The 25,301-nt window shown below is 72.0% G+C and carries 21 protein-coding genes, 1 pseudogene and 1 riboswitch; of the genes and pseudogenes, 10 read left to right on the top strand and 12 right to left on the bottom strand.

Translation table 11 applies throughout. The annotated features are described in order from the left end of the window. Positions 1-804 carry a VOC family protein gene (locus tag CTZ28_RS27825; RefSeq protein WP_121892456.1) on the top strand — a complete coding sequence of 268 codons (804 nt, stop codon included), beginning with the start codon at positions 1-3 and terminating at the stop codon, positions 802-804. Between the two features lie 86 nt (positions 805-890). On the opposite strand, the gene CTZ28_RS27820 is transcribed toward CTZ28_RS27825, so the two are convergent. The 4 genes from CTZ28_RS27820 to CTZ28_RS27805 form a co-directional block, all read right to left on the bottom strand. Beyond that, positions 891-1,541 (bottom strand): thymidine kinase, encoded by a 651-nt coding sequence (locus CTZ28_RS27820; RefSeq protein WP_121892455.1) that lies wholly within the window; start codon positions 1,539-1,541, stop codon positions 891-893. 51 nt (positions 1,542-1,592) lie between these two features. Beyond that, positions 1,593-2,792 (bottom strand): alkaline phosphatase family protein, encoded by a 1,200-nt coding sequence (locus CTZ28_RS27815; RefSeq protein ID WP_121892454.1) that lies wholly within the window; start codon positions 2,790-2,792, stop codon positions 1,593-1,595. Next, positions 2,792-3,388: a DUF5998 family protein gene (locus CTZ28_RS27810; protein WP_121892453.1), complete on the bottom strand. Its 597-nt coding sequence runs from the start codon at positions 3,386-3,388 to the stop codon at positions 2,792-2,794. The genes CTZ28_RS27815 and CTZ28_RS27810 overlap by 1 nt, the downstream gene beginning before the upstream one ends. Before the next feature lie 98 nt (positions 3,389-3,486). Then, positions 3,487-6,336, bottom strand: coding sequence for a bifunctional acetate--CoA ligase family protein/GNAT family N-acetyltransferase (locus CTZ28_RS27805; protein WP_121892452.1), 2,850 nt, complete (start codon positions 6,334-6,336; stop codon positions 3,487-3,489). Between the two features lie 176 nt (positions 6,337-6,512). Here CTZ28_RS27805 and CTZ28_RS27795 point away from each other — a divergent pair, with 176 nt between their 5' ends. Further along, complete coding sequence (locus CTZ28_RS27795; RefSeq protein WP_121892451.1) at positions 6,513-6,794, top strand: HPr family phosphocarrier protein; 282 nt, start codon at positions 6,513-6,515, stop codon at positions 6,792-6,794. Between the two features lie 182 nt (positions 6,795-6,976). Here CTZ28_RS27795 and CTZ28_RS27790 read toward each other — a convergent pair whose 3' ends face one another. The 4 genes from CTZ28_RS27790 to CTZ28_RS27775 all read right to left on the bottom strand — a co-directional run bounded on the left by CTZ28_RS27790 (position 6,977) and on the right by CTZ28_RS27775 (position 11,828). Then, on the bottom strand, positions 6,977-7,672 hold the full coding sequence (locus CTZ28_RS27790; protein ID WP_121892450.1) for a GntR family transcriptional regulator: 696 nt from the start codon (positions 7,670-7,672) through the stop codon (positions 6,977-6,979). Positions 7,673-7,859: 187 nt separating this feature from the next. After that, complete coding sequence (locus CTZ28_RS27785) at positions 7,860-8,615, bottom strand: M23 family metallopeptidase (RefSeq protein WP_121892449.1); 756 nt, start codon at positions 8,613-8,615, stop codon at positions 7,860-7,862. Between the two features lie 13 nt (positions 8,616-8,628). Further along, a riboswitch (cyclic di-AMP (ydaO/yuaA leader) is annotated at positions 8,629-8,818 on the bottom strand. A gap of 221 nt (positions 8,819-9,039) precedes the next feature. Further along, entirely contained in the window at positions 9,040-10,428 is a 1,389-nt protein-coding gene (locus CTZ28_RS27780; protein ID WP_121892448.1) for a M16 family metallopeptidase, read from the bottom strand. After that, complete coding sequence (locus CTZ28_RS27775) at positions 10,425-11,828, bottom strand: M16 family metallopeptidase (RefSeq protein WP_121892447.1); 1,404 nt, start codon at positions 11,826-11,828, stop codon at positions 10,425-10,427. The genes CTZ28_RS27780 and CTZ28_RS27775 overlap by 4 nt, the downstream gene beginning before the upstream one ends. Before the next feature lie 313 nt (positions 11,829-12,141). Here CTZ28_RS27775 and CTZ28_RS27770 point away from each other — a divergent pair, with 313 nt between their 5' ends. Then, positions 12,142-14,601, top strand: a complete 2,460-nt coding sequence (locus CTZ28_RS27770; RefSeq protein ID WP_121892446.1) for a DNA gyrase/topoisomerase IV subunit A — start codon at positions 12,142-12,144, stop codon at positions 14,599-14,601. A gap of 87 nt (positions 14,602-14,688) precedes the next feature. Here the strand turns inward: CTZ28_RS27770 and CTZ28_RS27765 are convergent, their stop codons facing one another. Further along, positions 14,689-15,840, bottom strand: a complete 1,152-nt coding sequence (locus tag CTZ28_RS27765) for a CobW family GTP-binding protein (RefSeq protein WP_121892445.1) — start codon at positions 15,838-15,840, stop codon at positions 14,689-14,691. A gap of 321 nt (positions 15,841-16,161) precedes the next feature. Between CTZ28_RS27765 and CTZ28_RS27760 the strand changes: the two genes are divergently transcribed. The 6 genes and pseudogenes from CTZ28_RS27760 (at position 16,162) to CTZ28_RS27735 (ending at position 21,594) form a co-directional block, all read left to right on the top strand. Beyond that, positions 16,162-16,746, top strand: coding sequence for a DUF6082 family protein (locus CTZ28_RS27760; protein WP_220795412.1), 585 nt, complete (start codon positions 16,162-16,164; stop codon positions 16,744-16,746). A 277-nt stretch (positions 16,747-17,023) separates the two neighbouring features. Beyond that, the gene (locus CTZ28_RS27755; protein WP_121892444.1) at positions 17,024-17,260 is read left to right on the top strand and encodes a hypothetical protein; all 237 of its coding nucleotides are present in this window, start codon (positions 17,024-17,026) and stop codon (positions 17,258-17,260) included. 176 nt (positions 17,261-17,436) lie between these two features. Beyond that, positions 17,437-18,158: pseudogene (locus CTZ28_RS27750) on the top strand (citrate/2-methylcitrate synthase); the annotation flags it as partial. After that, a complete protein-coding gene (locus CTZ28_RS27745) occupies positions 18,155-19,096 on the top strand; it encodes a sucrase ferredoxin (protein WP_121892442.1) in 942 nt (313 codons plus the stop codon). The pseudogene CTZ28_RS27750 and the gene CTZ28_RS27745, both read left to right, overlap by 4 nt. Positions 19,097-19,198: 102 nt before the next feature. After that, positions 19,199-20,917 (top strand): sensor histidine kinase, encoded by a 1,719-nt coding sequence (locus CTZ28_RS27740; RefSeq protein ID WP_183154614.1) that lies wholly within the window; start codon positions 19,199-19,201, stop codon positions 20,915-20,917. Then, a complete protein-coding gene (locus CTZ28_RS27735) occupies positions 20,914-21,594 on the top strand; it encodes a response regulator (protein ID WP_121892440.1) in 681 nt (226 codons plus the stop codon). The genes CTZ28_RS27740 and CTZ28_RS27735 overlap by 4 nt, the downstream gene beginning before the upstream one ends. A gap of 18 nt (positions 21,595-21,612) precedes the next feature. On the opposite strand, the gene CTZ28_RS27730 is transcribed toward CTZ28_RS27735, so the two are convergent. The 3 genes from CTZ28_RS27730 to CTZ28_RS27720 are packed head-to-tail and all read right to left on the bottom strand — an operon-like array spanning position 21,613 to position 24,407. Then, positions 21,613-22,680 (bottom strand): ABC transporter substrate-binding protein, encoded by a 1,068-nt coding sequence (locus CTZ28_RS27730; RefSeq protein WP_121892439.1) that lies wholly within the window; start codon positions 22,678-22,680, stop codon positions 21,613-21,615. Positions 22,681-22,738: 58 nt separating this feature from the next. Then, positions 22,739-23,602, bottom strand: a complete 864-nt coding sequence (locus CTZ28_RS27725) for an ABC transporter permease (protein WP_121892491.1) — start codon at positions 23,600-23,602, stop codon at positions 22,739-22,741. Next, on the bottom strand, positions 23,592-24,407 hold the full coding sequence (locus CTZ28_RS27720) for an ABC transporter ATP-binding protein (RefSeq protein ID WP_121892438.1): 816 nt from the start codon (positions 24,405-24,407) through the stop codon (positions 23,592-23,594). The genes CTZ28_RS27725 and CTZ28_RS27720 overlap by 11 nt, the downstream gene beginning before the upstream one ends. A gap of 161 nt (positions 24,408-24,568) precedes the next feature. Here CTZ28_RS27720 and CTZ28_RS27715 point away from each other — a divergent pair, with 161 nt between their 5' ends. Beyond that, on the top strand, positions 24,569-25,261 hold the full coding sequence (locus CTZ28_RS27715) for a response regulator (RefSeq protein WP_121892437.1): 693 nt from the start codon (positions 24,569-24,571) through the stop codon (positions 25,259-25,261). Positions 25,262-25,301: the final 40 nt, after the last annotated feature.

Here is a 25,301-nt window from a genome sequence, read left to right as displayed (position 1 = left end):
ATGACCGAGTCACGGGGATCGGCCGGCCCGAACGGCGGCACGAACACCCGGCGCACGCCCGGCACGCCCTGCTGGGTGAGTCTCATGGTGCACTCGCTGACCGCGACCGAGGAGTTCTACGGGGCGCTGTTCGGCTGGGAGTTCCGGCCCGGGCCGCAGCAGCTCGGCCCCTATGTGCGGGCCCTGCTCGACGGGCGTGAGGTGGCCGGCATCGGCCGGCTGCCGGCGGACCGGCCCCTGTCCGTCGCCTGGACCCCCTACCTCGCCTCGAACGACGTGAACCGTACTGCCGAAACGGTACGGCTGTGCGGCGGCACGGTGGCGGTCGGCCCGCTGGACGCGGCCGACGCCGGGCGGATGGCGATCGCCTCCGACCCGTCGGGGGCCGTGTTCGGGATCTGGCAGGGCGGCGCCCACGGCGGTGCGGCCGTCACCGGGGTGCCCGGCACCCTGGTCTGGAACGAACTGGTCACCTTCGACACCGCGAGCGTCGTCAAGTTCTACGCGACGGTGTTCGGTTACACGCAGGAGCCGGTGGTGTCCGCCGGCCTCGACCACGTCACCCTGCACATCGACGGCCGTCCGGTGGCCGGTGTGCACGGCATGGGGAACGGGCTGCCGCGGGAGCGCGGCCCGCACTGGCGGACGTACTTCGCGGTGGCCGACACGGACGCGACGCTGCACCAGGTCGTCGGGCTGGGCGGCCAGGTGCTGAAGCCGGCCCACGACAGCGCGCACGGGCGGGTGGCCACCGTGGCGGACCCCGAAGGGGCCAGGTTCTCGGTGATCCAGAGCCCACGCTGACCCGCCGGGGCCGGCCGGGTCCCGGCAAGCGCGCGGTGGCCGCGCCCGAGTACACCGCCCGGGGAGTCCGGGTGACGGCGCGCGGGTCAGCCCGAGGTGACCGGCAGGACGTCGGGTGACAGCACCGCCGCCCGCGCCGTCGCGCTCGTCATCCGCCTGCGATGGTGCCGGCGGCAGAGCACCTCGTAGCCGACGACCTCCTCGGGCCCGCCCACGTCGCCCACCACGACCTGCTCGCCCTCGACGACCATCACCCCGCCCACCGTGCGGGCGTTGTGGGTGGCCCGTGCCCCGCACCAGCACATCGCTTCGACCTGGAGCGTCTCGATCCGGTCCGCCAGCTCGATCAGCCGCTGCGAACCGGGGAACAACTTGGTCCGGAAGTCCGTGGTGATACCGAACGCGAACACGTCGAGCGCCAGGTCGTCCACGATCCGGGCCAACTGGTCTATCTGATCCGTCAACAGGAACTGGGCCTCGTCGACGATGATGTAGTCGACCTTGCCGCCCCGCGACATCTGCTCCACGACGAACGCGTAGAGATCCAGCTCGGGCGCGGCCTCCACCGCGTCGGTGACCAGCCCCAGGCGCGACGACAGCTTGCCGGCTCCCGCCCGGTCCTCCCGCGTGAAGATCACACTGTGCAGACCGCGGGCCGAGCGGTTGTGCGCGATCTGCAGCGCCAGCGTCGACTTCCCGCAATCCATCGTTCCGGAGAAGAACACCAGCTCGGGCATGGGGAGTCGAGGACCTTTCGGCGAGGGAGGAGAAAGGGGGCGGTCGGAGCGTCAGGAGCGTACTTCGAGCAGGGGAACCAACTGCTCGGCAGGGGTCATCGAACCGTGGTTGCCGACCATCGCCGACTCCTTCGGCTCCCGCTCGGAGGCGATGATCAGGACGTCGTCGTGGGCAGCCGCGACCACGTCGCCCAGGCGCGCGTACACCCGTTCGTCGCACGCGCCGGGCGGTCCGAACCAGCCCGCGGCGATCGCCTCGTCCCGCGAGGCCACCCAGAACCGCTCCCCGAGCACCTCGCGCCAGCACGTCAGGACGTCGGCCTCGGCGCCCGGCAGCGCGTAGACATGCCGCGCGCGCCCCTCGCCGCCGAGCAGGGCGACGCCGGCCCGCAGCTCCCAGTCCTCGTCGAAGTCGATGCGGTGCTCCTCGTCGAAGGGCACGTCGACCATGCCGTGGTCGGCGGTGACGTAGAGCGCGCTGCGCGGCGGCAGTTGCTCGGCGAGGCGCTGGGCGAGCCGGTCGACGTACATGAGCTGGCCGCGCCAGGTGTCGGAGGCGACGCCGTAGCGGTGTCCCGCGCCGTCCAGCTCGGCGTAGTACGTGTACACCAGGGCCCGGTCGGCGGCGGCCAGTTGCTCGGCCGCGAGGTCCATGCGCTCCTCGCCGGTGAGCCGCCCGTGGAACGTGCCGCCGCTGAGCGCGACCTTGGTGAGCGGGGTGTTCTCGAAGGCCGGGGAGGAGACCTGGGCGGCGTGCACGCCCGCCTCGTGGGCCAGCTGGAAGACGGTGGGGTACGGCTGCCAGACGGCCGGCGCGGTCCACGGCTGCCAGCGCAGCTGGTTCATCAGCTCGCCGGTGGCCGGGTCGCGCACGGTGTAGCCGGGCAGGCCGTGGGCGCCCGGTGGCAGGCCGGTGCCGACGGAGGCGAGAGAGGTCGCGGTGGTCGCCGGGTAGCCGCTGGTGATCGGGCGGCCGGTGCCGCCCCGCGAGCTGCCGAGCAGCGAGGTCAGGAAGGGCGCCTCGGCGGGGTGGGCGGCGAGCTGCTCCCAGCCGAGCCCGTCGATCAGGAAGACACAGGTGCGGTCGGCGGCGGTCAGCTCCGGGATCGCCGCGGTCATGCCGGGGACGTCCATCCCGGCGGCCAGGGTGGGCAGCAGGTCGGCGAGCGAGCCGCTGCCGTACTCGGGCAGCGGCGCGGTGTCGAGGGCGAGCGGTTCCGGGTGCGGATCCCAGTCTGCGGTCTGCACCATCAGCGCGCGGGGTCCGCGGTCGCCTCGGAGATGGCCTGCGCGAAGGCGAGCGCCTCGCGCACCGTCTCCGGGCCGTCCCCGGCCTCGCTGACGCGCAGGCTGAGGTCGTCCGCCGTGGAACTGCCGGTATAGCCGTGGTCGGCCTCGCAGTTCGGGTCGCCGCAGGCGGCGGGCTCCAGGTCGATACGGGAGACGGCGCCCCAGCCGATCGTCAGCACGACCTCACGGGGCGGCGTGCCCGGCGTGTACTGCTCCGGGTTGGCGACCACGCGGCTGATCACCACGGACGAGATCCGGCCGAGCTTCACGGACTCCGTCGAGGTGGTGGCGTACGGCGTCGGGGAGGTGCTGTCGGCGGTCTGCTCGTCGGTGTGGCTGACGATGAAGCGGGTGTCGGTGAGGACCAGCACGGTCACGTGCCGGCGGACCTCGTTCTGGTCGAACGTCGTCTCCTGGTGGACCAGGTACGACCGCATGGGCTCGCCGCCCACGGCGGCCTCCACCGCCTCGGCCACGAGGGCCGGGTAGTAGCCGCTGCGCTCGATCGCCGCACGCAGCCCCTGGGTCGTCGTACTGGTCTTGGCCATGGCGTCCATCCTAGTCCGTGGGCCCGCAGGCTCCGGCCCGGTCGGCAGGACCGGGTCGGGCGGGCGGGTCCGGGCACGCGTCGACCGGTCGGGCGGGCGGGTCCTGGTCAGTACACGGGGAGCGTCCGGGGCCCGAGGTCGTCGCGGGCCGGCGGGGGCGCGAGCCGCACCGTGGCGCCGAGCACGCTCAGCCCGTGCGGGGCAACGACCACCGGCTCCAGGGTGACCGCCACCACCTCGGGATGGTCGTCGACCAGCCGGGAGACGCGCAGCAGCAGTTCCTCCAGCGCGGGCGTGTCGACCGGCGCGGAGCCGCGCCAGCCGAACAGCAGCGGTGCGGTCCTGATGGCGCGCACCAGCGAGGTCGCCTCCCGGTCGGTCACCGGGATCAGCCGGTGCGCCATGTCGCCGAGCAACTGCGACGCGGCCCCGGCCAGTCCGAAGGAGAGCACGGCCCCGGCCGCCGGATCGATCACGGCCCGTACGACGGTGTCGACGCCCCGGGGTGCCATCGCCTGCACCACCGGGCGCAGTTCGGCGGGCTTTCCGAACAGCTCCGTCAACTCGGTGTAGGCGCGGCGCAGTTGCTCCTCGTCGGCCAGGTCGAGGCGTACCCCGCCCAGGTCGGCGCGGTGCCGCAGGTGCGGCGCGGTCGCCTTGAGGGCGACCGGGTAGCCGAGGGAGCGGGCGGCCTCGGCGGCGTCGTCGGGGGTGGGGGCGGCCGGCGCGCGGCGCACATGGATGCCGTACCGCCCGAGCAGTGCGCAGGTCTCCTCCGAGCCGATCGTGAGGCCCTGTCCGCGGGTGAGCAGGCCGTCGATCAGCTCGGCGGCGCCCTTCTCGTCGATGTCCTCGTACTCGGGCACTCTCCCGGGCCGGGCCGCCTCGCGCCGCCACTGCGCGTACCTGACGGCTTCCGCCAGGGCCCGCACGGCGCGTTCGGCAGCGGGGTAGGCGGGAATGAGGCGGGAGCCCTCGCGCGGCGCTTCGGGTGCGCCGCTCTGCTGGTCCCGCGGCGCGGCGGGCGGCTCCTGGGCCGGGGGGTTCCGGGCGTCGTCGGCGGGTGCGGGCGCCCCGGCCCGGGGTGCCGTGCCGGCCGCGGCCGACAGTGCCTCCGCGAGCCCGCCGAGTTCCACGTGCACGACGAGCACGGGCTTCGCGGGCGCCGCCGCGGCGGCGGACCGCAGGGCCCGCGCCAGCTCCGCGTCCCCGGGGGAGCCCTCCCCGATCGCGGGGATGGCCGTGACGACCACGGCGTCGCAGGTGTCGTCCGCCAGCGCCCGGGACAGCGCCCCGTGGAAGTCCTCCGCCGTGGCCCCGGTCGTCAGGTCAAGCGGGCGCGCCGGGCGCAGCCCCTCGGCCAGGCACCGGTCGTAGGTGAGCAGCCCCAGCGACTCGGAGTTCCCGAGGATCGTCACCCGGGGGCCGGCGGGCAGCGGCTGCCGCGCGAGGAGCAGTCCGGTGTCGACCAGTTCGGTGATCGTGTCGACCCGGACGACTCCCGCCTGCCGCAGCAGCGCGGACACGGTCGCGTGCGGCAGCCGGGTGGCCCGGACCGCGTGGCCCTGGGGCGCGGATCCGGCCCCCTGCACCACGACCAGCGGCTTGGCCGCGGCTGTCCGGCGCGCCAGCCGCGTGAACTTGCGCGGGTTGCCGATGCTCTCCAGGTACATGAGGACGACGTCGGTGTCGGGGTCGTCGTACCAGTACTGGATGAGGTCGTTGCCTGAGACGTCCGCCCGGTTGCCGGACGACACGAAGGTGGACACGCCCGTGACGCCGGTGACCCCTCCCCCGCGCCGGTGCAGCCGGGACAGCAGGGCGATGCCGATCGCCCCGGACTGGGCGAACAGGCCGATCCGCCCGGGGCGCGGCGGCTCGGGCGCGAGCGAGGCGTTGAGCCGCACCTCGGGAGAGGTGTTGATGACCCCGAAGGCGTTCGGCCCGACGAGCCGCATGCCGTACGTGCGCGCGTGCCGGACGAGGGCACGCTGCCGCTCGTGTCCCTCGGGCCCGCTCTCCGCGTATCCGGCGGTGATCACCACGAGGCCCTGCACGCCGTGCTCGCCGCAGTCGGTGACCGCCTCGGTGACCTGCTCAGTGGGGACGGCGACGACCGCGAGATCGACGGGGCCCTCGATGTCACGGACCGAGCGGTACGCGGGTACGCCCTCGACCTCCGTCAGCTCCTCGGGGAAGGCCGTGTTGACCGCGTACAGGCTCCCGGTGAACCCGGCGTCCCGGATGTTGCCGAGGACACCGCGGCCGACGCCGCCGGGCGTGCGGCCCACGCCGAGGACCGCGACGGAGCGGGGCGCCAGCAGCCTGCGCACCGACCGCGCCTCGGCGCGCTGCTCCCGCGCGCGCTGCACGGCGAGCGAGCGCGCGGTGGGCTCCAGGTCGAACTCCAGGCGTACGACACCGTCCTCGAAGCTGCGCTTCTGGGTGTAGCCGGCGTCCATGAACACCTTGATCATCTTGGTGTTGGCGGGCAGCACCTCGGCGGCGAAGCGGCGGATGCCGCGCTCGCGGGCGACGGCGGCGATGTGCTCCAGGAGCGCGGAGGCGACCCCGCGTCCCTGGTGCGCGTCCTGCACCAGAAAGGCGACCTCGGCCTCGTCCGCGGGGGCGGTGGCGGGCGCGCCGGCGGTGCCGATGCGGTCGTAGCGTACGGTGGCGATGAACTCGCCGCCGACGGTGGCCGCGAGTCCCACCCGGTCCACGAAGTCGTGGTGCGTGAAGCGGTGGACGTCCTTGGCGGACAGGCGGGGGTAGGGCGCGAAGAAGCGGTAGTACTTCGACTCGTCCGAGACCTGCTCGTAGAAGCTGACCAGGCGGCCGGCGTCATCGACGGTGATGGGCCGGATGCGCGCGGTGCCGCCGTCGCGCAGTACCACGTCCGCCTCCCAGTGGGCGGGGTACTCGTGCCGGTCGTGCCGGTCCGCCGGGGTCTGCATGGGCCCCAGAGTACGGCTCGCCAACGACAGCGTCGCAGGGCAGTCTGTGGGGGACGGAGTCGGGCCGAGGCCGCGGTCCGACGACACGCCGGAGCGGGCGACAGTCCCGCTCCGGACTCGCTTCACCGTATGGGAAACTGGTCTAGACAACCCTGAACACCGAAGGGCAGCAACACATGGCTGAGCGCCGCGTCAACGTCGGCTGGGCCGAGGGCCTCCACGCCCGTCCCGCCTCCATCTTCGTCCGAGCCGCCACGGCCGCAGGCGTCCCGGTGACGATCGCCAAGGCCGGGGGCGCCCCCGTCAACGCGGCCTCCATGCTGGCCGTCCTCGGCCTGGGCGCCCAGGGCGGCGAGGAGATCGTCCTCGCCTCCGACGCCGAGGGCGCGGACGCCGCCCTGGACCGGCTGGCGAAGCTGGTCGCCGAGGGGCTCGAGGAGCTGCCCGAGACCGTCTGAACCGCATCCGGAAGCCGCGTCGTCCCGAAAGGGTGACGCGGCTTCCGTGTTTTCACGGCCGGCCGAATGAATTCAGCACTGACATACGGAAGACAGCCGGCCATGAATGTAGGACACGCCAGAGAAAAGGGCAGCGGCACGAGCCACTCCTCGAATATCCCTCTTTGTATACGGCGCCCGTGTTAATTCCGCAGGCTCGGCATGTTTACGGCGTGTTGCGAATTCCTCACGCGTTCCGTGCGGCCCCCGCCGGCGGCGAACCGCAGCCGGTGCGCGCCCGTCGCGCGCTCGGTGTGCAGGGCCATGACCGCCCGCGCGCGCTCCGCGTCGCCGCGCGCCACCGCGTCCACGACGGCGCCGTGCTCCGCCCAGGACTCGACGGGGCTGGCGGGCGACTCCACCGCGTACATCCAGGCGATCCTGTGCCGGAGCTGGGTGAGCGTCGAGGTCAGGGCATGGCTGCCGGAGGCCTGGGCGAGCGTCTCGTGGAACCAGCCGCCGAGCGAGCGCAGATCCTCGCTGTTGCCCCTCCTGGCCCGCTCCTGACCCAGTCTGACCAGTCCACGCAGCACTTTGAGGTGGGCCTCGGTGCGCCGCTGGGCGGCCCGGGAGGCGCCCAGCGGCTCCAAGAGCAGGCGCATCTCCAGGAGGTCGGCGGCCTCGTGCTCGGTGGGTTCGGCCACACACGCGCCCGCGTGCCGACGCGTCACCACGAACCCCTCAGCCTCCAGGGTGCGCAGGGCCTCGCGGACGGGGACGCGCGAGACGCCGTAACGACGCGCGAGGAGTTCCTCGGTGAGCCGGCTGCCACGCTCGTAGACACCGGCGACGATGTCGTCCCGGATCGCCGTGCACACCGAGTGCGCCGGAATACGCATGACCGACCTCCGCCTTAATCCCCGTGAAACGTCGACGATTGACGTGTGTTCCGTGACTCTAAGGCAATGAGCCGGAATTTCCGATGGCGGGCCGGAATCCATGGATATTTTTTGGACAGCGGGGCGTTGGAAACGACGAAAACCCCGGCTCGCGAGCCGGGGCCGCGGCAGCCCTCGCCGCCGGTCGTCAGATGTTCACGCCGTGCTTGCGGAGATAGGCGACGGGGTCGATGTCGGAGCCGTAGTCCGGGGTCGTCCGCGCCTCGAAGTGGAGGTGCGGCCCGGTCGTGTTGCCCGTCGAGCCGGAGAGCCCGATCTGCCCGCCCGGAGTGACCCGCTCGCCGGCCGAGACCCCGATGGACGACAGATGGCCGTACTGGGTGTACATGCCGTCGGCCATCCTGATCACGACCTCGTAGCCGTACGCGCCGCCCCAGCCGGCCGACACGACGGTCCCGGAGCCCACCGCGTGGACGGCGGTGCCGGCGGCGGCGTGGAAGTCGACGCCGGTGTGGGTGCCGGAGGACCACAGGGAGCCGCCGGTCCGGTAGCCGGTGGAGACGTAGGAGTGCGCGATCGGCGCGACGAAGGCGTTCAGCCGCCTGCGCTCGGCCTCCCGGGCCGCCCTGACCTCGGCCGCGCGCTCCTTCGCCGCCGCACGCGCCGCCGCGTTCCGCGCTGCCTCCTCGGCCGCCTTCTCGTCGGCGGCCTGCTGCTGCGCGACCGCCTGGGCGTCGATCCGCTCGGCCACCGAGTCGCCGATGCTGACGACGGGGGTGAGGCCGGTCTGCTCCGCGGTGGTCCCGGCCGCCTGCGCCGGGACGGCCGCGAGGGTGCCCATGACGCCGGTGCCGGCGAGGGTCGCGACGCCCGCCGCGCGGGCGGTGGTGCGGTGTATCCGGCCGGGACGACGGTGCTTCCCGGCGGCACGGGTGAACGCCATGGAGTGGCTGGTCCTTTCCTTCCTTCTCGCCTACCGGGTTAGCTGACGGGTTCGGAGCAGGAAGGTCTCCTACGGGCCCGCGTGCGGTGCGGACGCCCGATTCACCCCAGGGGGGACACCTCCGGTCCGCGACAACGGCGGCAGGAGGCTGGGTCCCCGGCTCCCCTGGCTCGCGCCGTACGGGGACTCGGCGATGGCTGTCCGGTGCCGCGGGCGCGGCGCACTGCCTGGCGAACAGCCCGGACGACGCTAAGGGGGACGACCTTTGATCCCCAAACGGAACCGGGCGTTTGTAGCACATCCCACAGGGCAGACACGCAATCTTCACCACAATTCGGACACCCCGGGGGGACGGAAGGGCCCTGCCGACCGGTCGGTCGTCAGGGCCCCACGCGCGTGTGCCGGACCGCGAACCACCCGGGGGCTACTCCGCGGACACCACGTTGACCTCGCCGATGCCGAGCGCCTCGACCGGCTCCTTGATCTGCGCCGCGTCGCCGACCAGGACGGTCACCAGCCGGTCCACCGGGAACGCGTTCACCACCGCGGCGGTGGCCTCCACGGTGCCGGTGGCGGCCAGCTGCTGGTACAGCGTCGCCTGGTAGTCGTCGGACAGGTACTGCTCCACCTGGTCGGCGAGGGTGCTCGCCACGGCCGCCGCCGTCTCGTACTTCAGCGGCGCCACCCCGACCAGGTTCTGCACGGCGACGTCGCGCTCGGTGTCGGTGAGCCCCTCCCCGGCCAGCGTGCGCAGCACCGTCCACAGGTCGGCCAGCGCGGGACCGGTGTTCGGGGTGTCCACGGAGCCGCTGATGGCGAGCAGCGAGACGCCCGTGCCGTCCGGGGCGGACCTGAGGACCTGGCCGAACGCGCGCACCCCGTAGGTGTAGCCCTTCTCCTCGCGCAGGACGCGGTCCAGCCGGGAGGTGAGGGTGCCGCCGAGGCAGTACGTGCCGAGCACCTGTGCGGGCCAGACCCGGTCGTGCCGGTCGGCGCCGACGCGGCCGATGAGCAGCTGCGTCTGGACGGCGCCGGGACGGTCCACGATGACGACCCGGCCGCGGTCGTCGGCGCTCACCGACGGCACCGGCCGCGGCTGGGACGTGGCGCCGGTCCAGGCCCCCAGGGACGCGCCGAGCAGCGCGTCCAGGTCGATGCCGGTCAGGTCGCCGACGACCACGGCGGTGGCCGTCGCGGGCCGCACGTGCCGCTCGTAGAAGGCGCGCACGGCCGCCGCGTCGATCTTGGCGACGGTCTCCTCGGTGCCCTGGCGCGGGCGCGACATGCGCGAGGCCGCCGGGAACAGCTCCTTGGAGAGTTCCTTGGCGGCGCGGCGGGACGGGTTGGCCAGCTCGTGCGGGATCTCGTCGAGGCGGTTGCGGACCAGCCGCTCCACCTCGCTGTCGGCGAACGCGGGGGCGCGCAGCGCGTCGGACAGCAGCCCGAGGCCCTTGGCCAGCCGGGAGGCCGGGACCTCCAGGCTCAGCCGGACGCCGGGGTGGTCGGCGTGCGCGTCCAGCGTGGCGCCGGCCCGCTCCAGTTCGGCGGCGAACTCCTCGGCGGAGTGCCGGTCGGTGCCCTCCGAGAAGGCCCGCGCCATGATCGTGGCGACGCCGTCGAGACCGGCCGGCTCGGCGTCCAGGGGCGCGGACAGCAGCACCTCGACGGCGACGACCTGCTGGCCCGGGCGGTGGCAGCGCAGCACGGTCAGGCCGTTGTCCAGCGTGCCGCGCTCGGGGGCCGGGAAGGCCCACGGCTTCGCCTCGCCCGCGCGGGGCTGCGGGTGGAACTCCATCGCGGCGAGCTCGGTCACTTGGCCGCCTCCTCGTTGTTGTCGCCGGCTTCGACGGTGGCTTCGGACTCGGGGTCCTCGGGGACGTCCACGTCCTCGGTGTGCTCCGCGGACTCGGCGGAGAGCGGCTCGTAGACGAGCACCGCGCGGTTGTCCGGGCGCAGCCGGGCCTGGGCGACCGCCTGGACCTCCTCTGCGGTCACCTCCAGGACGCGCTGCACGGCGGTGAGGGCGAGCTGCGGGTCACCGAACAGGACGGCGTACCGGCACAGTTCGTCGGCGCGGCCCGCGACCGTGCCGAGCCGGTCCAGCCACTCGCGCTCCAACTGCGCCTGGGCGCGCTCCATTTCCTCGGCCGTGGGGCCTTCCTCGGCGAACCGGGCCAGCTCCTCGTCGATGGCGGTCTCGATGACCGGCACCTCGACGTCACCGGAGGTCTTCACGTCCAGCCAGCCCAACGAGGGCGCGCCGGCCAGCCGCAGCAGGCCGAACCCGGCCGCGACCGCCGTACGGTCCCGCCGCACGAGCCGGTTGTACAGGCGGGAGGACTCGCCGCCGCCGAGGACGGTGAGCGCCAGGTCGGCCGCGTCGCAGTCGCGCGCGCCGTCCTGCGGCAGCCGGTAGGCGGCCATCAGGGCGCGGGCCGGGACCTCCTCCACCACGACCTCGCGCAGCTGCTCCCCGATGGTCTCGGGCAGCGAGCCGTCGCGGGGCTCGGGCTTGCCGTCGTGGGACGGGATCGAACCGAAGTACTTCTCGATCCAGGCGAGCGTCTGCCGCGGGTCGATGTCGCCGACCACGGAGAGTACGGCGTTGTTCGGCGCGTAGTAGGTGCGGAAGAACGCGCGCGCGTCCTCCAGGGTGGCCGCGTCCAGGTCCGCCATCGAGCCGATGGGCGTGTGGTGGTACGGGTGGCCCGCCGGGTAGGCGAGGGCGGTCAGCCGCTCGAAGGCGGTGCCGTAGGGCACGTTGTCGTAGCGCTGGCGGCGCTCGTTCTTGACGACGTCCCGCTGGTTCTCCATGGACTCGTCGTCGAGCGCGGCCAGCAGAGAGCCCATGCGGTCGGCCTCCAGCCACAGGGCCAGCTCCAGCTGGTGGGCGGGCATGGTCTCGAAGTAGTTGGTCCGCTCGAAGCTGGTGGTGCCGTTCAGCGACCCGCCGGCGCCCTGCACCAGCTCGAAGTGCCCGTTGCCCTTCACCTGCCCGGAGCCCTGGAACATCAGATGCTCGAAGAGGTGAGCCAGACCGGTGCGCCCCTTGACTTCGTGGCGGGAGCCGACGTCGTACCAGAGGCAGACCGCCGCGACCGGGGTCAGGTGGTCCTCGGAGAGCACCACGCGCAGACCGTTGGCCAGGCGGTGCTCGGTCGCTGTCAGGCCCCCGGAGCCTGCCTCGGCTGTGGCCGTGTGACCCATGGGCATGTACGTCCCTTCGATCGCGGATGCGGTCGCGAAACCGCGGTTTTCCTGCCAGTCCTGCCACTGTATGCAAGCGTGCGCGCCCTGGGCGAAGTTCCCGCGGGACGTACGCCCACAGCGGATCGCGTAGCCTGCGGGGGTCGTGCCGCGGGGCGGCCCCCCGCGGCAGCTGCGGCGCCGGGGCGGACCGGCCGACACCGGGGCCTGGCCCGGGTTGTCAGTGTCGAGGTCCACAATGGTCCGCATCAGATCACTTTCACGCTTCCGCACGAACGCCCCGTAGGCGAGCGACCGAAAACAGGAGGAGCCGGCAGCGATGGCCCGCCGCAGCACGAAGACCCCGCCGCCAGACGAACCGTTCGAGGAGAGAATCCTCGACATCGACGTCGTGGACGAGATGCAGGGCTCCTACCTTGAGTACGCGTACTCGGTCATCTACTCCCGTGCCCTGCCGGACGCCCGCGACGGCCTCAAGCCGGTGCACCGCCGCATCGTGTACCAGATGAACGAGATGGGCCTGCGCCCCGACCGCGGCTATGTGAAGTGCGCGCGTGTCGTCGGCGACGTCATGGGCAAGCTTCACCCGCACGGAGACGCGTCCATCTACGACGCCCTGGTGCGCATGGCCCAGCCCTTCTCGATGCGCGTCCCGCTGGTCGACGGCCACGGCAACTTCGGCTCGCTGGGCAACGACGACCCGCCGGCCGCCATGCGGTACACCGAATGCCGCATGGCCGAGGCCACCAGCCTGATGACCGACTCGATCGACGAGGACACGGTCGACTTCGCCCCGAACTACGACGGCCAGGAGCAGGAGCCGGTGGCGTTGCCCGCCGCGTTCCCGAACCTGCTGGTGAACGGCGCGTCGGGGATCGCGGTCGGCATGGCCACGAACATGCCGCCGCACAACCTCGGCGAGGTGATCGCGGCCGCCCGGCACCTGATCCGGCACCCGAACGCCGACCTGGACGCCCTGATCAGGCACGTGCCGGGCCCCGACCTGCCCACCGGCGGCCGGGTCGTCGGCCTCTCCGGCATCCGCGACGCGTACGAGACCGGCCGGGGCACGTTCAAGATGCGCGCCACGGTGTCCGTGGAGACGGTGACCGCCCGCCGCAAGGGCCTCGTGGTCACGGAACTGCCCTTCGCCGTCGGGCCGGAGAAGGTGATCTCCAAGATCAAGGATCTGGTCGGCTCGAAGAGGATCCAGGGCATCGCCGACGTCAAGGACCTCACGGACCGGGAGCACGGCCTGCGCCTGGTCATCGAGATCAAGAACGGCTTCGTGCCCGAGGCGGTCCTGGAGCAGCTCTACAAGCTGACGCCGATGGAGGAGTCCTTCGGCATCAACAACGTGGCCCTGGTCGACGGCCAACCCCTCACGCTGGGCCTGAAGGAACTCCTGGAGGTCTACCTCGACCACCGCTTCAACGTGGTGCGCCGCCGTTCGGAGTTCCGCCGCAGCAAGCGACGCGACCGGCTGCACCTGGTGGAGGGCCTGCTCACCGCCCTGGTCGACATCGACGAGGTCATCCGGCTGATCCGCTCCAGCGAGAACAGCGCGCAGGCGAAGGCGCGGCTGATGGAGCGCTTCTCGCTGTCGGACATCCAGACGCAGTACATCCTGGACACGCCCCTGCGCCGACTGACCAAGTTCGACCGGATCGAGCTGGAGGCGGAGAAGGAGCGGCTCAACGCGGAGATCGCGGAGCTGACCCGGATCCTGGAGTCGGACGCCGAGCTGCGCAAGCTGGTCTCCGCCGAACTCGCCGCGGTCTCCAAGAAGTTCGCCACCCCGCGCCGCACGCTGCTGCTGGAGGCGGGCGCCTCCCCGGTCGCGGCGGTGCCGCTGCAGGTGGCCGACGACCCGTGCCGGGTGCTGCTGTCCTCGACCGGGCTGCTGGCCCGGACGGCGAACGGCGAGCCCTTCCCGGCGGACACCGGCGCCAAGCGCGCCAAGCACGATGTGATCGTCTCGGCGGTACCGGCGACGGCGCGCGGCGAGGTGGGCGTGGTGACGTCCGCCGGGCGCCTGCTGCGGGTCAACGTGGTCGACCTGCCGCAGCTGCCGGAGGTGGCGGCGCCGCCGACCCTCGCCGGAGGAGCGCCCGTCGCGGAGTTCGTCACCCTGGAGGACGAGGAGACGGTGGTCTGCCTGACCACGCTCGACGAGTCGTCCCCGGGCCTGGCGCTCGGCACCGAGCAGGGCGTGGTCAAGCGGGTGGTGCCCGACTACCCGTCCAACAAGGACGAGTTGGAGGTCATCGCGCTCAAGGAGGGCGACCGGATCGTCGGCGCGGTGGAGCTGCGCACCGGCGAGGAGGACCTGGTCTTCATCACGGACGACGCACAGCTGCTGCGCTACCAGGCCTCCCAGGTCCGCCCGCAGGGCCGGCCGGCGGGCGGCATGGCTGGCATCAAGCTCGCCGAGGGCGTCAAGGTGATCACCTTCACCGCTGTCGACCCGGCCGCTGACGCGGTGGTCTTCACGGTGGCGGGCTCGCGCGGCACGCTGGACGACTCGGTGCAGACGACCGCCAAGCTGACCCCGTTCGACCAGTACCCGCGCAAGGGCCGGGCCACCGGCGGCGTGCGCTGCCACCGGTTCCTCAAGGGCGAGGACTGCCTGTCCCTGGCCTGGGCGGGCGCCGTCCCGGCGCGGGCCGCGCAGAAGAACGGCACGCCGGTCGACCTGCCGGAGCTGGACCCACGCCGCGACGGCTCGGGCACGTCGCTGCCGAAGACGGTGTGGGTGGTCGCGGGCCCGGTCTACTAGGCGGACGCCTCCGGCCGGGCTTCCCTGGACGGGTTTCTGGGGCGGCCGAACGGACGCCTCGGACGGCTGGACAGGGTCCCGGATCGGCTACTGGGCGGACGCGCCGGACGGCTCGGAAGGCCCGGCGGGCTCCAGGAACGGTGAATCCTCGGGGTCCGGATCCCCGGGGTCCGGTTCCTCGGCGGTCCACCGCCCGGGGTCCTGCTCGTCCGGGGCCGCCACATAGCGCAGGACGCCCCACATGCCGTGCTCGTCGGTGTGTGGGGCGTCGCTCTCGCAGGCCCTCAGCTCCCTGCCGAGGGCGCCGGTGTCGATGCCGGAGCCGATGAGGACGAGCTGGGTCAGCCGCTCCCCGGCCCCCGCCCACGGCTCGGGGTAGAAGCGCAGGAACCGCCCGACGGCGTGCACGGCGTACCGGTTGAGGCCGTCGTACGCCCCGAAGTCGACGTACCCCTTGATCCGGTACAGCCCCTCGGGCCTGCTGTCCAGGAACCGCATCAACCGGCGCGGGTCCAGGGGCACTTCGGAGACGAAGGACACACTGTCGTAGCCGGTGTGCAGATGACCGGCGTGCTCGTCCTCGCCGTGCTCGTGCAGGTCGTCGAAGGTCAGCTGCCCGATGCGCTCCCCGACCGGCCTGCAGTCGAAGAGGAACTCGGGATCGATACGGCCGTAGGAGGCGGGCACGACAGCGGCGCCGTCGGTGAGCGAGCCGACGAGGCCGAGCACCCGCGCGCCGTCCTCGGCCCGGTCGAGCTTGTTGACCACGACCAGGTCGGCGAGGGCGAGGTGCCGGTCGATCTCCGGGTGCCGGGCACGGGTGGCGTCGAACTCGGCGGCGTCGACCACCTCGACCAGCCCGCCGTACACGATCCCCGGATGCTCGCTGGCGAGCAGCATCCGGACGAGTTCCTGGGGTTCGGCGAGCCCGCTGGCCTCGATGACGATGACGTCGATGCCCGTGGCCGGTGCGGCGAGCCGGGCCAGGTACGCGTCGAGCTCGCTCGCGTCGACGGCGCAGCACAGGCAGCCGTTGCCCAGCGAGACCGTGGAGTCGCCGAGCGCGCCCGCCACGGCCATCGCGTCGATCTCGACGGCGCCGAAGTCGTTGACGATCGCCCCGATGCGGCTGCCGCCGCTGCGGTGGAGGAGGTGATTGAGGAGCGTGGTCTTCCCGGAGCCCAGGAATCCGGCGAGTACGACGACCGGGATCTGCTGCGGACTGCGGCGGTGCCCCACTGTGCGACCTCTCTCACGCGAACGCGTGCACCGGGGCTCACGGCCCGACGCACGGACGGGATGGCATGGCGATCCAGGATACGAGCAGGGAGAACTCCACGAAGTGAACGATTGTTAGCAGCCACCGCCGGGCAGACGATGGGCAGGCGCCGGAGTGTGCGACCCTCGCTTCCCTCCGTGCGCCGCCTCTCCGCCTCCCCGCCGATCAGAGCCGCTCGGCACACTCTGGGAGACGGCTAGCGCCGCCCACCGCTCGCCGGTCCCCTCCTGTAGCCCCGCACCCCGACGACCGGCGGACGACCGCCTGATTCGGGGGTTGACATGGCCACACGGAAGACGGGGAACTGGGGGCCGGGCTCAGTCACCGCGGTCCTCGCACTTTCGATCACCGGGACCGCGGCGTCCCTCCTGGCGTACCGCCGCGCCCTGGAGGCGCTCGTCCGCACGAACGCCGAGATCCTGCGGCGGCTGGACGCCCTGGACGATCAGCGCCGGCAGGCGTCCCGGCGGGCGGACCGCATCGAGTACCAGCGCGATCACCGGCAGCTCCTGCTCGCGGCGATGAAGGACCACGATCTGCTTCCCGTGCTCGACGCCTACGAGGGCGACGTGCCGCCTCGGGTGCAGAAGCAGTATCTCTTCGCCAACGCCCTGTACGTGCACGCCCTGCACGGCTACCGGATCGGCCTGCTCACCCGGGCCGAACTGCGCGGCTACGTCCGTGTGCTGTTCCAGAGCCCGACGGCCCGCGCCTACTGGGAGGCCACGCGCCACCACCGGGCGAGCCTGCGGGACGGCTCCGAAGAGGCCGAGATCGGCAAGATGACCGACGACCTGCTGACGGAGCTGGACGAGGCCGACACGGACGAGTGGTGGGTGGTGGGCGACCGTCCCGCCGAGGAGTGAGGCCCTGGAGAAGGAGGGGCTCCGCACGAAGAACAGGGCTCCGCACGAAGGATAGGGCTCCGCAAAGACGAGTAGGGCCGCAAAAACGAATCACCCGCTCAGACACACAAATCCCAGCCCCAAGCGCGATCTTCTCAGGCTAGGTTGTCCCCGCCTGCCACGTGCACACCCACCGTCCCAGCAGGCTCAGACATCGTTGCCGCCTCCGGACACACCCATGCTCCGGCCCCGGCACGAGGACCACCCATGACCGATTCAAGCAAGGACCGGGATCGACTTGAAGATCGTGCGCCGCATTGGTGCGTCACCTCGCGAAAGAGGGAGCGTTAACGGGCAGACCTGCCCGGACATCTTTGAACTGCAGGACGGGAATTTCGCGGTGATCGGTACGGACCGTACCGAGGCACTCGACTCCGAGCTGCCGCCGGACGCCGGACGCGCCGACTACGAGCGGATCGTGGTGATCAGCCGCGAGACGCTGGTGCGCGCGAAGGCCGATATTCCGGACGCCTAGGCACGGCCATCCGGTCACGGGGAGGCGCCGCCGAGGCGAGCGCACCGTGATCCGCGGATGAACCGCGCCCCGCACGGGCCCAGCTCGATGCACTTTCGGCAGCGGGCTGGGCTTTCCTCAACCCATCGCCGGGACCGCCGCGGGCAGGGCGGTCCGACGGAACGGGCCACCGGCCGGATGATCTCCGAGTCGGCCGTGCTGCGGCCCGGACAGCATCCCCAGGGCACCTACGAGGCATACCGCCACCTCATCCCGCCCCCGTCACCCTGTCACCCCGCCCGCACGCCCGGGACGGCGGCCGGCTCGTTCTGCGCCTGTGGGGCCGACTGACCGACCGTGCGCCCGACGAGGCGTCACTGCACGCCCTGGACACGGCACTTTCCCTCTTGACCGACCACGACCTGGCCGCCGCAACGCTCGCGGTACGGGTCGTCACCTCGGCCCGGGCCCATGTCCATGCGGTCGTCTCTGCCGGACTGGGCGTGCTCGAGGGCCCGTTGCACGGCGCTGCCGGCGGACTGGCCCACCGGTCGCTGCCCGATCCGCTGGACGAGGGCAGCGCGGTTCCGGTGATCGCGGCCGAACACCGCGCCGACCGCCGCATCACGGGGCGCGGACCCATGCGCGCGTGCCCTGTGTTCACCTCACGCGCGCATGCCCTGTTCGCGCTCCCGGAGCACGCCCCGCGCGCGGAACCCGCCCGCCTCGCGGCCCACGACATCGTCGCCATCACGGTCCGTCACACCCGCCGCACGCCGATGTGGACCCGCTGCGGATGCGCCCCAACGGCCACTACGTGGGCCCGGGGCTCTCGCGGTTCGGGCCGGTTCAGGGCGTGGGCGGGGACGGTGGGCCGGAAGTCGCCCCGGGCAAAGTCAGGTTAGGCTCACCTCTGTGAGTACGTGCGCAACCGTCTCCCGGAGCCTCGACGAGCCCATCTCCGGTACGGCGGCCATGGCGACGACATGGCTGCTGCTGGAACAACCCGGCCCCTGGGGGGCCAAGGCGCTCACGTCGAGCCATCTGGACCGCGCGCTCGGCCGCGCCCTGGAAACCGCCACCGGCGACACCGGCGTGAGGATCGCGCTCATCCGGCGCCCCGGGCGCCACGCCGACCCCAGAACCCCAGCTCAGCGCCGGGTGTACGCCGCCCACACCGTTCCCGGAAAGGTGTGGCTGCGTACCACCACGACCCGCGACCCGCGCAAACTCCTCGACCTCGATTTCGCCGCCCTCGGCGCGGGCGACCACCGCTCGTTCGACGCGGCGCTCGGCGGTCGCGCGCACCGCACCGGCCCGCTCGCGCTCGTCTGCACCAACGGCAAGCGCGACCGCTGCTGCGCGCTGCTCGGCCGTCCCCTCGCGAGCGAACTCACCACTTCCGGCGTACCTGGCGTATGGGAAGTCACCCATTTGGGTGGACATCGCTTTTCGCCTACGGTGCTCGTCCTGCCGTACGGCTACTCGTACGGGCGAGCCGAGGCACACACGGTCAAGGAAGTCCTGCAAGGCGTCCAGGAGAAGCGGATCGTCGTCCAGGGGTGCCGCGGAAACTCGGCCTGGGACAGACCCGGTCAGGCGGCCGAACTGGCCGTACGCGCGGCGAAGGGCGAGTACACGGCGGAGGCGCTGAGCGTCGTGCGCACCGACGGCGCGGCGCCCCGCTGGGCGGTGACCGTGGCCCATGCCGACGGCCGCCACTGGCGCGTCATCGTGGCCCAGGGCGCCTCGCTGCCGCCGCGCCCGGAGAGCTGCGGCGTCTCGGCGCTGGGCACACCGGCGCGAATGGACGTGGTGTCCGTGCGCGCGCTGACGGCCGCGGCCCTGGCGGGCTGACCCCGTCCGCCGGGAGCCGGCCCGCTTCCCCGAGAATCTGTCAGGAGATCCGCGCCACACCCCCCTACGGTTCGGTCCGCCCGCCCACGTACCGTCATGGGTATGAGCCCCACTCCCCCCGGACGCCGTCTGCGTCTCGGTCTGCCGCGGCGGGCGTTCTCGCAGGTCCTGCTGATGCAGGTGACGATCGCCGCGGGGGTCGCTGTGCTCGCCACCGGGCTGTTCCTGGCCCCGCTGAGCAAGCAGCTCGACCAGGAGGCGATGCGCCGCGCACTGGCGATCGCGGAGACCACGGCGCAGGATCCGCAGATCGCCGAGGGCGTCCAGCACACGGAGCCGTCCATCGACGGCCCGGTGCAGGTGGAGGCCGAGCGGATCCGGCTCGCCACGCACGCCGAGTACATCGTGGTCATGGACCTGCGCGGCGTGCGCTGGTCGCACACCACGCTCGCGGAGATCGGCGGCATCGTGTCCACCGACCCGAGCGCGGCCCTGGCCGGACGGCAGGTCATGGAGATCGACGACGGCACCCTGGGCCGCTCCGCGCGCGGCAAGGTGCCGCTGTACGACGCCGACCACCGGATCATCGGGGCGGTCTCGGTGGGCATCGCGTACGACAGCGTGCGGGCCCGCCTGCTCAGCGCGATACCGGGGCTGCTGGCCTACGCCGGCGGCGCCCTCGCGGTCGGCGCGCTGGCCGCCTGGCTGATCTCCCGCCGGGTGCAGCGGCAGACCCGGGACCTGGCCTTCTCCGACATCTCGGCGCTGCTCGCGGAGCGGGAGGCGATGCTGCACGGCATCCGGGAGGGTGTCGTCGCCCTCGACCGCACCGGCCGCATACGTCTGCTCAACGACGAGGCGCGGCGCCTGCTCGGCATCGGCGACGAGGCCGTCGGGCGGACCCCGGACGAGGCGCTGGGCGAGGGACGGACGACCGATGTCCTGGCCGGCCGGGTGACCGGCACCGATCTGCTCACCGTGCGCGGCCAGCGGGTGCTGGTCGCCAACCGGATGCCCACCGGCGACGGCGGCGCGGTGGCCACCCTGCGCGACCGCACCGAGCTGGAGCAGCTCGGCCGCGAACTCGACTCCACGCGGGGCCTGATCGACGCCCTGCGCGCCCAGGACCACGAGCACGCCAACCGCATGCACACCCTGCTCGGCCTGCTCGAACTGGAGATGTACGACGACGCGGTGGAGTTCGTCGGAGAGGTGGTCGGCGACCACCGGGTCACCGCGGAACAGGTCACGGAGAAGATCCAGGACCCGCTGCTCGCCGCGCTGCTGGTCGGCAAGGCGACGGTCGCGGCCGAGCGCGGGGTCGCCCTGTGGGTCTCGGACCGCACCCGGCTCCCGGACCGGCTGATCGAGCCCAGGGGCCTGGTCACGGTCGTGGGCAACCTGGTCGACAACGCGCTCGACGCCGTCGCCGGAACCCTCCACGCGCGCGTGGAGGTCGAACTGCGCGCCGAGGGACGCACGGCCGTGCTCAGGGTGCGCGACACGGGACCCGGTGTCCCGGTGGAGCAGCGCGAACTGGTCTTCACCGAGGGGTGGTCCACCAAGGAGCCGCCCGCGCACGGCAAACGCGGCCTCGGGCTGTCCCTGGTGCGCCGGTTCGCCGAGCGGCAGGGCGGGAGCGTGACGGTGGGCGAAGCGGGCGGCAGGGGCGCGGAGTTCACGGTCGTCCTGCCCGAGGCCCTGGCCGAGCCGGACCTGGAACCGGGGCCGGAGCACGGGCTGGAGCACGGGCTGGAGCACGGGCTGGAGCCGGCGCTGACGGCGCCCGCGGAGACCGCCACCGAGGAGGGTGCCCGATGATCGAGGTCCTGGTCGTGGACGACGACACCCGGGTCGCCCGGGTCAACGCCGCCTACGTGGCGAAGGTGCCCGGCTTCCACGTGGCGGGCGCGGCCCACAACGCGGCCGAGGCACTGCGCCAGATGGAGGCGCTGCCGCGGCTCGACCTGGTCCTGCTCGACCACTGTCTGCCCGACGAGACGGGCCTCGCGGTCGTCCGGGAGATGCGCCGGCGCGGCCACCAGACCGACGTCATCATGGTGACGGCGGCCCGGGACCTGTCGACCGTGCAGGCGGCGATGCGGCACGGTGCCCTGCAGTACCTGGTGAAGCCGTTCGCGTTCGCCGGACTGCGCACCAAACTGGAGGCGTACGCACAGCTGCGCCGCACCCTGGACGGCGGCGGCGAGGCCGACCAGTGCGAGGTGGACCGGATCTTCGGGGCGCTGTCCGCGCCGTCGGAGCCGGAGCTGCCCAAGGGGCACTCCCCCACCACCGCCGAACTGGTGCGCCAGTGCCTGATGAACGCCGGGAGCCCGCTGTCGGCCCAGGAGATCGCCGAGCGGACCGGGGTGAGCCGGCAGACCGCCCAGCGCTATCTGAAGCTCCTGGAGCGCACGGGACGGGCCCGGCTGACCCTCAAGTACGGCGACGCGGGCCGCCCCGAACACCGTTACGTGTGGGCGACCCGCGTCTGACGGCTCCCGGTCGGGGCGTCAGCCGGCCGACTGCGCGGCCTTCTCGACGAACTCCGTCGTGTAGGTCTTGCTCAGGTCGACCTGGGCGTTCTTGATGTTGGGGTTGAACGCCTTGAGGACCTTCTCGACGGTCTCCGGGCCGTTCTGCGGCATCACGCCGTCGTCGGTGAACATCGGCAGCGTGCTCTTGATCGCCTCCGCGTACAGGGTCTTGTTGCCCTGGGAGTAGTCGGCGGGCATCTTGGCCGCTATCTCGTCCGCGCTGTGCGTGGACATCCACTTGAGCGTCTTGACGAACGCGTTGACCAGCTTCTGCACGGTGTCCTTGTGGCTGTTCACCCAGTCCGTCTGCATGTACAGACTTGACGACGGGTACGGGCCGCCGAGCGCCTCCTGCGAGCCCTCCGGGGTGCGCATGTCGAGGAGGATCTTGCCGGCCTTCTTGTCCAGGATCGTCGCCACGGTCGGGTCGGTCGTCATGCCGCCGTCGATGGAACCCTGTTCCAGCGCGGAGATGAACGTCGGTCCCGCTCCCACCGCGACAGGCGTGAACTCGTGGACGTTCACCCCGTTCTTGACGGCGAGGTACTTGGTGAGGAAGTCCGTCGAGGACCCGAGCCCGGTGACGCCGAGCTTCTTGCCCTTGAAGTCCTTGGGCGAGCTGATGTCGCCGGCCGCCTTGTTGGAGACGACCTCCACCTCGCCCGGCGCGTGCGAGAACTGCACGACGGACTCGACGGACTTGCCCTTCACCTGGAGGTCGAGCGTGTGGTCGTAGAAGCCGACCGTCCCCTGGACCTGGCCGGCGACGAGCGCGGTCTCGGCCTGGACACCGGCGGGCTCGCTCAGCAGCTCGACGTTCAGGCCCTCGGCGCCGAAGTAGCCGAGCCGCTGGGTGAGCATCGCGGGCAGGTAGATGACCTTGTCCAGGCCACCGACCATGATCTTGACCTTCTCCCCCTTGCCGCCTCCGCCGCTGCCGCTGTCGGCGGTCGTGCTGGCCGCTTCGTTGGCACAGGCGGTGAGCGAGGAGAGGGCGAGCAGGCCGGCGGCGGAAAGCGCCGCGAGTCTGGCGGTCTTGCGCATGGCGGTTCACGTCCTTGTGAGAATGCGGTGCGGGGAAGGGGGGTGGCTCTGGGGGCCGTCAGTCGTCGGAGTCGGCCGGCTTCCAGCGGAAGATGCGCCGTTCGGCGAAGGTCAGCAGCCCCTCGGCGACGAGCGCGACGACGGCGAGAATGACCATCGCGGCGTACACACCGGCCGAGTTGAAGGTGCCCTGGGACTGCGCGACGAGCAGGCCGATGCCCTTGGTGGCGCCGATGTACTCGCCGACGATGGCGCCGATCAGGGCGAAGCCGAAGCTGACATGGAGGCTGGTGAAGATCCACGAGGTGGCCGACGGGATGACGACCTGGAGGGTCACCCTCCGGTCGCTGGCGCCCAGGATGCGGGCGTTGGCGACCAGGTTGCGGTCGACCTCCCGGGCGCCCTGGAAGGCGTTGAAGAAGACCGGGAAGAAGACGAGCACCACGGCGGACGCGACCTTGGACGCGGGGCCGAGGCCGAACCAGATCACGAAGATCGGGGCGAGGACGATCCTGGGTATGGAGTTGAGCACCTTGATGTAGGGACCGAGGACATCGGCGAGGAAGGCGACCCGCCCGAGCGCGATACCGAGCACGACACCGGCGACCACACCGATGACCCAGCCCAGCAGCGCCTCGTACAGCGTGTACCAGACCTGCTCGCCCAGTGAGCCGAGCGCCGTCCCGTGGGTGACCCAGGTGTAGATCTGGTCCCAGATCTTCGACGGCATCGAGAAGTTGAACGGATCGATGATCTTGGCCCGGGAGAACCACTCCCACAGGCCGAGCACGGCGACCAGGAGCAGCGCCCGGCCGGCCATGACGACGGCCTTGCGTCGGCGGGCGGCTCTGGCCCGGCTCTGGGTGCGGTCCGTGGTCTTGCCCGTGTCGACGACGGGGGTGCTGAGGACGTCATGCGACATGAGCCGCACCCCTCTCACGGGTGATACGGACCTCTTCGCCGAGGGACTCCCAGATCTCGCGGTAGATCTCGATGAACCGCGGTTCCAGGCGCACCGACTCGACCTTGCGCGGCCGGGGCAGGTCGATGTCGAAGACCTGCTTCACGGTCGCGGGCCCGGCGGTCATCACGACGACCTTGTCGGCCAGCGCGATGGACTCCTCCAGGTCATGGGTGACGAAGACGACCGAGGCGCCCGTGCCCTCCCACAGCTCCAGGAGCTCGTCCGACATCAGGGCCCGGGTCTGTACGTCGAGCGCCGAGAACGGCTCGTCCATGAGCAGGATCTCGGGATCGTTGACGAAGGTCGCGGCGAGCGCGACGCGCTTGCGCTGGCCGCCGGAGAGCTGGTGCGGGTAGCGGTCCTCGAAGGCGGCGAGACCGACCCGGGCCAGCCACTCGCGGGCCTTCTGCCTGGCCTCCGCCTTCGGTACGCCGCGGAAGCGGGGGCCCGCCATGACGTTGGACAGGACCGTCCGCCAGGGGAAGGTCGCGTCCTGCTGGAAGACGAAGCCGACCTTCTCGCCGACACCGGTGACCGGTTCCCCGGCCACCAGCACATCGCCCTCGGTGGGCTCCTCCAGGCCGCTGACCAGGGTCAGCGTGGTGGACTTGCCGCAGCCGGTCGGTCCGACGACGGCGACGAACTCACCACGCCCGATGGTGAGGTCCAGACCCCGGACAGCCGTGTGCAGACCCCCTGACGGGGTCCTGAAGATCTTGCTCGCGCCCCGCAGCTCGATGGCGGGGCTGGTGTCTGCGCTCATGGCCCGGGACCGTAGGTGTGGCCCCGGCCACAGCAGCAGTCTTCTGAGCGCAAGCCGTTCTTTTGCTCGCAGGAGCCTTTTGTGCTCGTTTTGCTCGCGTTACAACTGCGGAGCCGAAACACGGGCTTAACGCTCGCCTGGCCTTGAGGAAATGAGGCCCCATGATTGACGTCCTGGTGGTGGACGACGACTTCCGTGTCGCCGAGATCAACGCCAAGTACGTGGGAAAGGTTCCCGGCTTCCGGGTGGCCGCCCGCGCGCACAGTGCTGCCCAGGCCCTGGCCACCGTGGAACGCGGAGCCATCGATCTGGTCCTGCTCGACCACTACCTGCCCGACCGGACCGGTCTTGAACTGGTCCACCGGATGCGGGAAGAGGGCCATGGCACCGACGTCATCATGATCACCGCGGCCAGCGATGTCACGACCGTGCAGAAGGCGATGCGCCTGGGCGCGCTGCACTATCTGGTCAAGCCGTTCACGTTCACCGCGCTGCGCACCCGGCTGGACTCGTACGCCGCCCTGCGCCGCACCGTCGACCGGGTCGGCGGGCGGGGTCTGGCGGGCCAGGAGCAGGTCGACCGGATCTTCAGTGCGCTGCGCACCGCGCCCACACCGAGTTCACCCGGCCTGCCGAGCGGCCACTCGGAGCCCACCACCGACCTCATCTGCGGGGTCCTGCACCGCGCCGACCATCCGCTGTCCGCGCACGAGGTCGCCGCCGAGACGGGCCTGAGCCGCTCCACCGCACAGCGCTATCTGCGCCATCTGGAACAGGCCGGCCGGCTGCGTCTGTCCCTGAAGTACGGCGACACGGGACGCCCCGAGCACCGGTACGCCTGGGTGACCCCCTGACACCCCCGCCCGCCCGCCGGTACGGCTCGCAGCGGGGACT

The sequence above is a fragment of the Streptomyces shenzhenensis genome (assembly GCF_003688995.1).
Lineage (GTDB): Bacteria > Actinomycetota > Actinomycetes > Streptomycetales > Streptomycetaceae > Streptomyces > Streptomyces shenzhenensis_A.
Note: the sequence above shows the minus strand (reverse complement) of the source record. Positions and strands in the feature narration are given on the sequence as shown.

Excerpts from the sequence above, each read along its gene's own strand:
- CTZ28_RS27825 (WP_121892456.1), top strand. The coding sequence starts at position 1 with ATGACCGAGTCACGGGGATCGGCCGGCCCGAACGGCGGCACGAACACC.
- CTZ28_RS27820 (WP_121892455.1), bottom strand. The coding sequence starts at position 1,541 with ATGCCCGAGCTGGTGTTCTTCTCCGGAACGATGGATTGCGGGAAGTCG.
- CTZ28_RS27815 (WP_121892454.1), bottom strand. The coding sequence starts at position 2,792 with ATGGTGCAGACCGCAGACTGGGATCCGCACCCGGAACCGCTCGCCCTC.
- CTZ28_RS27810 (WP_121892453.1), bottom strand. The coding sequence starts at position 3,388 with ATGGACGCCATGGCCAAGACCAGTACGACGACCCAGGGGCTGCGTGCG.
- CTZ28_RS27805 (WP_121892452.1), bottom strand. The coding sequence starts at position 6,336 with ATGCAGACCCCGGCGGACCGGCACGACCGGCACGAGTACCCCGCCCAC.
- CTZ28_RS27795 (WP_121892451.1), top strand. The coding sequence starts at position 6,513 with ATGGCTGAGCGCCGCGTCAACGTCGGCTGGGCCGAGGGCCTCCACGCC.
- CTZ28_RS27790 (WP_121892450.1), bottom strand. The coding sequence starts at position 7,672 with ATGCGTATTCCGGCGCACTCGGTGTGCACGGCGATCCGGGACGACATC.
- CTZ28_RS27785 (WP_121892449.1), bottom strand. The coding sequence starts at position 8,615 with ATGGCGTTCACCCGTGCCGCCGGGAAGCACCGTCGTCCCGGCCGGATA.
- CTZ28_RS27775 (WP_121892447.1), bottom strand. The coding sequence starts at position 11,828 with ATGCCCATGGGTCACACGGCCACAGCCGAGGCAGGCTCCGGGGGCCTG.
- CTZ28_RS27770 (WP_121892446.1), top strand. The coding sequence starts at position 12,142 with ATGGCCCGCCGCAGCACGAAGACCCCGCCGCCAGACGAACCGTTCGAG.
- CTZ28_RS27760 (WP_220795412.1), top strand. The coding sequence starts at position 16,162 with ATGGCCACACGGAAGACGGGGAACTGGGGGCCGGGCTCAGTCACCGCG.
- CTZ28_RS27740 (WP_183154614.1), top strand. The coding sequence starts at position 19,199 with ATGAGCCCCACTCCCCCCGGACGCCGTCTGCGTCTCGGTCTGCCGCGG.
- CTZ28_RS27735 (WP_121892440.1), top strand. The coding sequence starts at position 20,914 with ATGATCGAGGTCCTGGTCGTGGACGACGACACCCGGGTCGCCCGGGTC.
- CTZ28_RS27730 (WP_121892439.1), bottom strand. The coding sequence starts at position 22,680 with ATGCGCAAGACCGCCAGACTCGCGGCGCTTTCCGCCGCCGGCCTGCTC.
- CTZ28_RS27725 (WP_121892491.1), bottom strand. The coding sequence starts at position 23,602 with ATGTCGCATGACGTCCTCAGCACCCCCGTCGTCGACACGGGCAAGACC.
- CTZ28_RS27720 (WP_121892438.1), bottom strand. The coding sequence starts at position 24,407 with ATGAGCGCAGACACCAGCCCCGCCATCGAGCTGCGGGGCGCGAGCAAG.
- CTZ28_RS27715 (WP_121892437.1), top strand. The coding sequence starts at position 24,569 with ATGATTGACGTCCTGGTGGTGGACGACGACTTCCGTGTCGCCGAGATC.